Here is an 8,727-nt window from a genome sequence, read left to right as displayed (position 1 = left end):
GCACCTGCGCCGTGGCACTCGCCACCGCGACCGTCCTCGTCGTCGCCGACATCCACGACCAACTCCTGACGCCCGCAGAGACGGTGACGCCCGCCACGCAGGCCGCGTTCCAGCAGTCGATGGGGCTGCCGACGCTCGCGGTGACGCCGGACATGCGCCGCCGCCAGGTCCGCGCCTGGTACCGCGTCGGCGGCCGATACCTGCTCGAACACGCGATGGCCGACAACACCGCGCTGCTGAAGGCCCTCACCGAGGCCCAGCACGACCGACGCATCGACGTCACCCCCGCCCTGCTGGCCACAGTGCGCCCGCTCTGCGCGGACCTGCGGAACGTCGCCAGCTGGGAGCCCTACTATTTCCAGGTCCCGGACCCGACCGCGCAGGCATCGTGGCACCGGTTCGGCACAACTGCCCTCGCCGCCGGCCCGAGCTGCACCGAGGCCGTCGACCGCGCCGACACCGACACCTTCCTCACCTCTATGACGGACCTGCTGGAGGCCGCCAGGGCCGTTCTCGATGCTTCCGCCCGCGTCAAGCAGATCGTCGACGACCCGAAGGACCCCGTCTTCACCCGCCCTCCCCTCGCCCCGCCCCAACCACGTATCTGACGCCACGTCACCCATCCTGGGGGCGGAGGGGAACGACGCGCTCGACGTCCTGCCGTTGGACGCGAAGGGCGTCGCCCGTCCCGCTCGTGCACCAAGGAGATCCTGGAGTTGCGGGGTGTGGGCGTGGCCGGTTTCCCGGGCGACGTCCCGCCCCTGGGAATCGGCCGGCTCCCACCGGGTTACACCGCTGACCCGTGAGAACACCCGTGATCCGGGCCGGAAGGAGCGTCCGGACCACCTGGCACGAGCCCGCTTGCCGGCCCTGGGCCCGGCGATCGGCCACCACGGCCCCGCGCCCTCGTGAGTGCGGGGCCGGCTGTTGCGCGGCGGTCCTCAGTGCATGAGGAGGGCCTTGACGCCCGAGAGCACCGGGATCAGCTGGTACCGCCCGTCGCCGGGGCCGCAGGAGGGCTTGGTGTCGGGGGTGTTGGAGATGTTCGTCCCGGCCTTGAAGCGTCCGTCTCCGCTCGGGGCGAAGGTCGTGAGGTGGTCGCGGTAACCGTCGAAGTAGTACATGCACTGGTGCAGGTTCAGGTACCGCCCGGCGGTCAGGTCCAGGGCTGTGGCGCTCGACAGCAGGGGGATGGGGTGGTCGGTGCCTCCGCCGCCGCAGCTGACGGTGGTGTCAGGGGAGTTGGAGATGTTGGTGCCGGCGACGAACTTGACCTCGGTGGTTCCCACCACCGAGGTGAGGTGGTCCTGGTCGAAGTCGCTCCAGAAGATGCACTGGTGCAGGTTCAGGTAGTGCCCGGACGTCAGGTCGTAGGGTTCGGCGGCCGTGTAGACGTTGGGCTCGTAGCGCCCGTCCCCGGGGCCGCAGGCGGCGGCGGGGACCGGGGGTGTCGGAGACGTCCGTTCCGGCCCTGAACCGCCCGTCCAGGCTCGGGACCAGGGTTGTCATGAGGTCGAAGTTGCTCGCCCCGAGCGGGCTGTTGTAGACGCACTGGTGCAGGTTGAGGTACCGGCCGGCCGGGGGCTGCGAAGCGATGGGGGTGGGGCCGGCTGCGGCGGGAGCCGGACCGGCCAGTGCAGCGACGGACAGGGCGGCGGCTACGAGCGCAGCGGAGCGCGGGGCGAGGTTCATGGGGGTTCTCCGTGACGGGGCGCGGCCACTTCGGGCGAGCAGCCGTCACGCAGGAGGCTTCCCGGGGCGCAGCGGCCCGGGGCGCCACGCTTGTGGAACTTCACCTGAAACGACTGGGCGGCGAGGGCGGTGAATCTCGTCCCGGGCCGCTGGTGAGTTTCGCCTCGGATCCGGTGAGTTTCGGGTGTTGCCGCAGGTCAGGGGCTGGTGAGAACCCCTCGTGCTACGCCGTCCGGGTGATGGCGGGATTCGGCACCTCGGCGCGGTGGGCAGAGCCTGCGGCATGACGACACCTTCGCGGTGCCGCCCGGCCGCTCCCCATGACGGACCTCGTCGTGGCGGGTCTACTGCGTGCTGGGCGAGCATGCGAGCCGCAGGCGTGGTGCTGGCGGCAGCGGTGTAGGCGCTCCCGCCTCCGGTGCGGCGCGGAACGCCTCGATCACGTAGGCAGCGAAGCGGCGAGAGGACGTGAGCCGGGCGGCACGCGGCGCGTCTTGGAGGCCCCGGTGGGCCATGAGCATGAGGATCAGGTCGTCGACGACGAAGCCGGGGTGGAGCTGGCCGGTGTCCTGGGCGCGGCGGGTCAGTTCGGCAACCCCGCGCGAGGTCCGCTCTCGGTCGGCGGCGAAGTCCATGGCTTCGGGGAAGGCTGTCATGAAGGCGTCGGCGAATCCCCGGCTGTGTGCGTGGAGTTCGCAGATGTGCTCGACCAGGCTCCGGAATCCGTGCCACGGGTCCGGGTCTGCGAGGGCGTCGCGGACGGTGGCGTGGCAGGCTCGCCGCTGCTCGGCGAAGGTCTCCACGATCAGTGCCTGCTTGGTCGGGAAGTGCCGGTACAGCGTGGCGGGGCCGACGCCTGCCTGCCGGGCGACCTCGCGCATGGGCGCATTCAGGCCCTCCTCGCTGAACACCGCGCGGGCGGCGTCCAGGATGCGGGCCCGGTTGTCGCGGGCGTCGGAGCGCGCGATGTGAGGCAAACGGTCGGTCATGGCCTCTCACTTTAGCCAATTGGACGGGGGCGTCCGTTACGGTCCGATGGCGGTGACGCCGCCCCGTCCCGGCACCCTGCTGGTGGTGCCTCGGGCTGGGGAGCTGGGTTCGCCGCTCACGGTCGCAGCAGTTGTGGCCCGTTCGTTCACCGGCCTAAGGAGCAGAGATGAAAGCCGTCGTGATCAGGGAGTTCGGAAATCCTGACGGTCTGGAGGTCGTCGACTTGCCCGTGCCCGTCCCTGCCCCGGGGCAGGTGCGGATCACCACGGAGGCCATCGGGGTAGGCGGCGTGGACGCCGTGATCCGCCGGGGAACGCTCGCCGCGTACGGCTTCCGGGAGGGCCATCTCCTGGGCAGCGAGGTGGCGGGTAGCGTCACCGCGGTGGGAGAGGGCGTGGACGCTTCGTGGATGGGGCGGCGGGTGTGGGCGTTCACCGGCCTGTCCGGTGGGTATGCCGAGCAGGCCGTCGCCTCGGTCGAGGACGTCCTTCTGCTGCCTGACGGTCTGACCGGCGCGGATGCGGTGACTCTCGGCGGTTCCGGTGTGGTCGCCCACTTCGCCCTGGACCGCGCTCGTTTCGCGCCCGGCGAGACGGTGCTCGTGCGCGGTGCGGCGGGCAGCATCGGGATCACGGCGGTCCAGCTTGCAGCCAAGGGCGGTGCGGGTGCGGTGGCGGTCACCACCTCATCGGCGGAGCGTGGCACCCGCCTGCGGGACCTGGGCGCGACCCATGTCCTCGACCGCTCCGGCGAGGGCGGCTCGGACGCACCGTCGGGTTTCGACGTGGTGATCGATGTCGTGGGGGGTCCTCAGCTTTCCCTGTTCCTGGACCGGTTGAACCCGAACGGGAGGTATGTGGCTGTCGGCGTGGTCGGCGGGCAGCCGCCGGCGGACTTCGGCATGCGGCTGATGGACGCCTTCCGCAAGTCGCTGTCGTTCGCCACCTTCAGCTCCGACACCGTGCCCGGCTCCGACCGGCAGGCGGTGCGGTCGTCCCAGTTCGATGATGCCGCGCACGGGGACCTGCGCACGGTCGTGCACGAGGTGCTGCCGCTGGACCAGGCGGTGCTGGCTCACCGAGCAATGGACGCGGGCAAGGTATTCGGCAGGGTCGTGCTGGCGCCCTGAGCCGGGCAGGAACGGTGTTCGCGGCGCCGCACTACCGCAGCAAGGCCGACCTGGTCCGCGCCGGCGGGTGACTCCCGTTGAGGGGCTGGTGTGCGGGGTCGGCCGTACCCGGGCGTTTCCGTCCGGGTGTTCGGGGTGTGCCGCCGTGTTGTGTCCCGGCCTGGATGGCCTGTGGGTGAAGAGTTATGAGTTCGTGTCGGGTGGTTCCGGGCTGGGTGCTACGGTCCCGGCAACAGGTCTAGACAAGTCAATGATCGTTCGGTGAGGGGAAGTTCGTTGCGTCGCTCTGCTTCTGCTGCTCTGTCCACAGTCGTATCCATCACGCTGCTCTCGGGGTTCTGGGCCGCTTCCCCGGCCCAGGCGGCCGTCTCGGGGACGGCACCCGCCGACTTCACCGGGACGGTGTCCCTCAACTCCACCGGTACGGTCGACAGCGAGGCGGTTGTGACCCTCTCGGGCACCTACCGCTGCTCAGGGCCTTCTTCCTACGCCGTCGTCAACAGCTCGGTGGGGGACAGGGTCGCCATCAGCACATCTGTCATCTGTGACGGTGCCGAACACGTGTGGGTCAACCATGGCAGGCCCAACCCGGGGCCTCTTGTGAGGGTCGGTCAGGCCGAGGTCACCACGCGCTTGCAGCGGTGGGAAACAGGGAGCAATGGCTTCCCGCGCATTGTCACGCTCGCGGTCGATCGGAAGAGCGTCGATCTGCAGGCTGCTGCGCAGTGACGCAGGGCCAGGCGGCACGCGGGACGGACTCGTGCTCGTCGTGACGTGACCGCGGACGACCTGGTGGGGGAGCACCGGCGCGCGGAGGGCGGACATCGGCAGGCAGGACCCGTTCTCCGCGGAGTCCCACGAGCCCGGCCCGAAACGCCTCGCCCAGCCGCCCCGATCCGCTCGTCTTCCGGGGAGCCGCCAGGACAATGGCCGAGTCCGTCCCGGCCGTGGTCGCCGCCGACCGCCTCCCGGAGACGACCGACGGGCAGACCCGGGCGATGGCCGAGGCCACCAGCGCCGGCAGCGCCCAGCCGATCCGCACCGTCGACACCCTGGGCTGCGCCCCGCGGCAATGGCCGGGTCCCCCGCGCTCGTCGGCGTGGGGTACCCGGCCACCAGCGTATCGGCGGGTATCCGCTGCCCCCGGCCGGACGGCCGCACCCTGTGGTGCCCCACCGCCGCCGGACGCCGCGCCGCCGTCACCACGCTTCCGTCCGGAACCGAACTCGCCGCGCTGCGCCCGGACCAGCCGAGGACACCGGCGGCGTACTGCGAGCACGCGCTCGACGTCGCCGCCAGCGCCGGTCTCGTCATGGCGGAGGACGGGCTGAGTCGGCTGCGGCCCGGGGCGCTTGACTTCCGCATCGTCCTGGTGATCCCGGCCTCGACCGTGCAGGGCCTGGCGCCTGGCGTACGCGGGCTGGTGGACGGCGCCGTTCGTGGTCTGGCTCGTGGTCCTGGCCCTCGGCCGGATGCCGCAGCCGCTGTACGAGGCGACGGTCGCGGTCCTGCGCTACCGGATGCGCTACACCGCCTACCTGACGATGCTTTCGTCGGCCTACCCCAAGGGCATGTTCGGCGAGGAGCCGGGCAGCGAACCGGAGGGCCCGGCGTCGGCCACCCGTCCGCTGGACCTCGGCGGGGGCGGGCGGGGGCGGCGCGGCGGGGGCTGGGCCCCGGGGCCCCCCGGCGGCCCCCGCCCGGGGGATTGGGGTGAGCCCCGGGGGGCGGGGCGTCGGGGCACGGGGGAGTGCGGGGTCAGGCCGTGACGGCCAGATCGGGACGGTCAGATCGTCGCGGCGTCGATCACGAAGCGGAACCGGACGTCGCCGGCCAGCACCCGCTGGTAGGCCTCGTTGATCTGCTCGGCGCGGATCAGCTCGATCTCCGCGGTGATGCCGTGCTCGCCGCAGAAGTCCAGCATCTCCTGGGTGGCCGGCAGCCCGCCGATCATCGAGCCGGCCAGCGAACGGCGGCCGGAGAGCAGCGCGTGCGCGTTCACCGTGACCGGCTTCTCCGGCGCGCCGACCTGCACCATGGTGCCGTCGGTGCGCAGCAGGCCGAGGTAGGCGCTCAGGTCGAGGTCGGCGGAGACCGTGTTGACGATCAGGTCGAAGGTGCCCGCGAGCTCGGTGAAGGTGGCCGGGTCGGAGGTGGCCCGGTAGTGGTCGGCGCCGAGCTTCAGCCCGTCCTCGCGCTTGCGCAGCGACTGGCTGAGCACGGTGACCTCCGCGCCCATGGCGTGGGCGAGCTTCACGCCCATGTGGCCGAGCCCGCCGAGGCCCACGATCGCGACCTTCTTGCCCGGCCCGGCACCCCAGTGCGCGAGCGGCGAGTACAGCGTGATGCCGGCGCACAGCAGCGGCGCGGCGGCGTCCAGCGGCAGGTTGTCGGGGATGCGCAGCGCGTACGCCTCGTCGACGACCAGCTTCGAGGAGTAGCCGCCGTGGGTCGGCAGGCCGTCGTGGCCGACGCTGTTGTAGGTGAAGACGGTGCCGCCCTGGCCGGTGCAGTACTGCTGGAGGCCGGCCCGGCAGTTGTCGCACTCCCGGCAGGAGTCGACGATGCAGCCCACGCCGACCCGGTCGCCGGCCTGCCAGCGGGTGACGCCCGGGCCGACCTCGGTGACCACGCCGGCGATCTCGTGGCCCGGGACCATCGGGAAGATGCCGGTGCCCCAGTCCTCGCCGACCTGGTGGATGTCGGAGTGGCAGATGCCGCAGAACTTGATGTCGATCACGATGTCGTGCTCGCCCACCGCCCGGCGGGTGACGGTGGTCTTCTCCAGCGGGGAGTCGGGCCGCGCCGCGGCGTAGGCGGCGACCGTGCGGGTGGTGCCCTCGGTGGTGCTCGTCGTCGTTGCGTTCGTCGAGTTCGTCATGCTTCCAGCCTGCGCCGGTGCGGTGCGACCAGCCAGACCAGAGCTCTTCGTACGCAGGCCACGCGTAGGGACCCCGGACGTACGACCGCGGAACGTACGCACGGCAGTATCACCCTTGCCCCCGCCCCTGCGGCCCGGATCCCCCGCATACTGCAGGCATGGACCAGCGCACCGAACTCAGCGAGTTCCTCCGATCCCGCCGCGCCCGGCTGCGGCCCGAGGACGTGGGCCTGCCGGACAGCACCACCCGGCGGCGGGTGCCCGGCCTGCGCCGCGAGGAGCTGGCCCTGCTCGCCGGAGTCAGCACCGCCTACTACACCCGGCTCGAACAGGGCCACGGCGAGAGCGTCTCCGCCGCCGTCCTGGACGCCATCGCCCGCGTGCTGCGGCTCAGCCCCGCCGAGCGCGAGCACCTCGGCCGGCTCACCAGGCCCGCCCGCCGCCGCCCCGGCCGGGCCGCCGCCCGCCCGCAGCGGGTCCGGCCCGCGCTCCAGCAGCTCCTGGACGCGATGGAGTGCGTGCCCGCGTACGTCCTCGGCCGGCGCCTGGACATCATCGGCTGGAACCGGCTCGGCACCGCCCTGCTCGGCGACTTCGCCGCGATGCCGCCCGAGCAGCGCAACATGGCCTGGCAGCTCTTCCTCGACCCGGCCTCCCGCGAGCTCTACGAGGACTGGGACGGCAAGGCCACCGACGTCGTCGGCATGCTGCGGCTGGACGCCGGGCGGGATCCGGACGACCCCAGGCTCGCCTCGCTGATCGGCGAACTCTCCCTCAAGAGCGCCGACTTCCGCCGCCTCTGGGCCGCCCACAGCATCCAGGACAAGGGCCACGGCACCAAGCGGCTGCACCACCCGGTGGTCGGCCGGCTGAACCTCCAGTACGAGACGCTGCGCCCGGCCGGGGACGTCGACCAGGTGCTCGTCACCTACCACGCCGAGCCCGGCTCCAGCTCCGCCGAGTCCCTGCGCCTGCTGGCCAGTTGGGCGGCCACCGAGTTCCACCCCGAGCCCGTCGAGGCGACCCAGGCGACCCCGGTCGATCCCGTCCGGTAGCGCCCCTGGTAGGCCTTCCGGCCAGGCCCTCCCGTCAAGGGGTCGATGGTCCCGGGTCCGATCGGGGCCATCGGCCCTTCTCGCCGGTAACCGGGCGGCGATTGACTGGGCGGGTCATGGACACCACCACCAGCGGAAACACCACCAGCGGCACCACCGCCGAGTACGACCGGCTGATCGCCCGCCACCACGCGATGCGTCTCCGGCGCCAACTCCTCATCCCCGCCTCGCCCTTCGGGCCCGACCCGGCCGGCGCCGACCAGTACGGCGGCTCCGGGGGCGCCGATGACTACGACGGCTACGACGGCGCCGCCGACCAACGGCTGATCCGGCGCGACCTCGGCCTGCTCGACCCGCTCTCCGAACTGATCGACCACCTCTACGCGGTGATGTTCCGCCGCCGCCCCTACCTGCGCCCGCTCTTCCCCGCCTCGATGGAGTTCCAGCAGGCCCACCTGGAACGGATCCTCCGCCACCTGGTGGACCACCTCCACCACCCGGCCGAACTGGCCGCGACCCTGCGCCAACTCGGGCGCGACCACCGCAAACTGGGCGTCCGGCCGGTCCACTACGAGGCCTTCGAGGAGGCCCTGTGCGCGGCGATCCGGCACCGGGCGGGCGACCGGTGGACCGAGGAGATGGAAGCGGCCTGGGTCCGGATGCTGCGCTTCGCCGTCGCGGCGATGACCGCCGGCGCCGACTCCGCGCTCACCGAACCCCCGTACTGGCACGCCGTGGTGACCGGCCACGAGCGCCGCCGCCCCGACCTCGCCGTCCTGCGCGTGCGCACCGGCGGGCCCTACCCGTACCGGGCCGGACAGTACGGCACGGTCGAGCACCCGACGCTCCCGCACACCTGGCGGCAGTACTCGATGGGCTGCGCGCCGCGCACCGACAACGAGTTGGAGTTCCACGTCCGGCGCACCGGGCCGGACGGGGTCAGCGCGGCCCTCGTCGAACGCACCGCCGTCGGCGACCGG

At 72.2% G+C, this 8,727-nt stretch carries 9 protein-coding genes; 6 read left to right on the top strand and 3 right to left on the bottom strand.

Annotation, left to right across the window (positions count from 1 at the left end):
* Window positions 1-608, top strand: a 608-nt coding sequence (locus tag ACFV61_RS12515; protein WP_380491518.1) for a hypothetical protein, incomplete at its 5' end; no start/stop codon positions are given.
* 333 nt (window positions 609-941) lie between these two features.
* Here ACFV61_RS12515 and ACFV61_RS12510 read toward each other — a convergent pair.
* Window positions 942-1,292, bottom strand: coding sequence for a hypothetical protein (locus tag ACFV61_RS12510; protein ID WP_159398603.1), 351 nt, complete (start codon window positions 1,290-1,292; stop codon window positions 942-944).
* Between the two features lie 744 nt (window positions 1,293-2,036).
* Window positions 2,037-2,681 carry a TetR/AcrR family transcriptional regulator gene (locus ACFV61_RS12505; RefSeq protein ID WP_380491516.1) on the bottom strand — a complete coding sequence of 215 codons (645 nt, stop codon included), beginning with the start codon at window positions 2,679-2,681 and terminating at the stop codon, window positions 2,037-2,039.
* 167 nt (window positions 2,682-2,848) lie between these two features.
* On the opposite strand from ACFV61_RS12505, the gene ACFV61_RS12500 reads away from it, so the two are divergent.
* The 3 genes from ACFV61_RS12500 (at window position 2,849) to ACFV61_RS12490 (ending at window position 5,580) form a co-directional block, all read left to right on the top strand.
* Window positions 2,849-3,811, top strand: a complete 963-nt coding sequence (locus ACFV61_RS12500; protein ID WP_380491514.1) for a zinc-dependent alcohol dehydrogenase family protein — start codon at window positions 2,849-2,851, stop codon at window positions 3,809-3,811.
* A 402-nt stretch (window positions 3,812-4,213) separates the two neighbouring features.
* Window positions 4,214-4,540: a DUF6299 family protein gene (locus ACFV61_RS12495; protein WP_380342185.1), complete on the top strand. Its 327-nt coding sequence runs from the start codon at window positions 4,214-4,216 to the stop codon at window positions 4,538-4,540.
* A 710-nt stretch (window positions 4,541-5,250) separates the two neighbouring features.
* Complete coding sequence (locus ACFV61_RS12490; protein ID WP_380491512.1) at window positions 5,251-5,580, top strand: DUF4389 domain-containing protein; 330 nt, start codon at window positions 5,251-5,253, stop codon at window positions 5,578-5,580.
* A 17-nt stretch (window positions 5,581-5,597) separates the two neighbouring features.
* Here ACFV61_RS12490 and ACFV61_RS12485 read toward each other — a convergent pair whose 3' ends face one another.
* The gene (locus tag ACFV61_RS12485; RefSeq protein ID WP_380491510.1) at window positions 5,598-6,692 is read right to left on the bottom strand and encodes an NAD(P)-dependent alcohol dehydrogenase; all 1,095 of its coding nucleotides are present in this window, start codon (window positions 6,690-6,692) and stop codon (window positions 5,598-5,600) included.
* Between the two features lie 158 nt (window positions 6,693-6,850).
* On the opposite strand from ACFV61_RS12485, the gene ACFV61_RS12480 reads away from it, so the two are divergent.
* Window positions 6,851-7,747, top strand: a complete 897-nt coding sequence (locus ACFV61_RS12480) for a helix-turn-helix domain-containing protein (protein WP_380491508.1) — start codon at window positions 6,851-6,853, stop codon at window positions 7,745-7,747.
* A gap of 116 nt (window positions 7,748-7,863) precedes the next feature.
* On the top strand, window positions 7,864-8,727 hold an 864-nt coding region (locus tag ACFV61_RS12475), incomplete at its 3' end, for a globin domain-containing protein (RefSeq protein WP_380491506.1).

This window comes from Kitasatospora sp. NPDC059817 (assembly GCF_042731835.1).
GTDB lineage: Bacteria > Actinomycetota > Actinomycetes > Streptomycetales > Streptomycetaceae > Kitasatospora.
The sequence above is the reverse complement of the archived record's forward strand: the minus strand, read 5'-3'. Positions and strand labels throughout refer to the sequence as shown.

Bases quoted from the DNA above. Each gene is read 5' to 3' on its own strand.
- ACFV61_RS12505 (WP_380491516.1), bottom strand. From the start codon at position 2,681: ATGACCGACCGTTTGCCTCACATCGCGCGCTCCGACGCCCGCGACAAC.
- ACFV61_RS12500 (WP_380491514.1), top strand. From the start codon at position 2,849: ATGAAAGCCGTCGTGATCAGGGAGTTCGGAAATCCTGACGGTCTGGAG.
- ACFV61_RS12485 (WP_380491510.1), bottom strand. From the start codon at position 6,692: ATGACGAACTCGACGAACGCAACGACGACGAGCACCACCGAGGGCACC.
- ACFV61_RS12480 (WP_380491508.1), top strand. From the start codon at position 6,851: ATGGACCAGCGCACCGAACTCAGCGAGTTCCTCCGATCCCGCCGCGCC.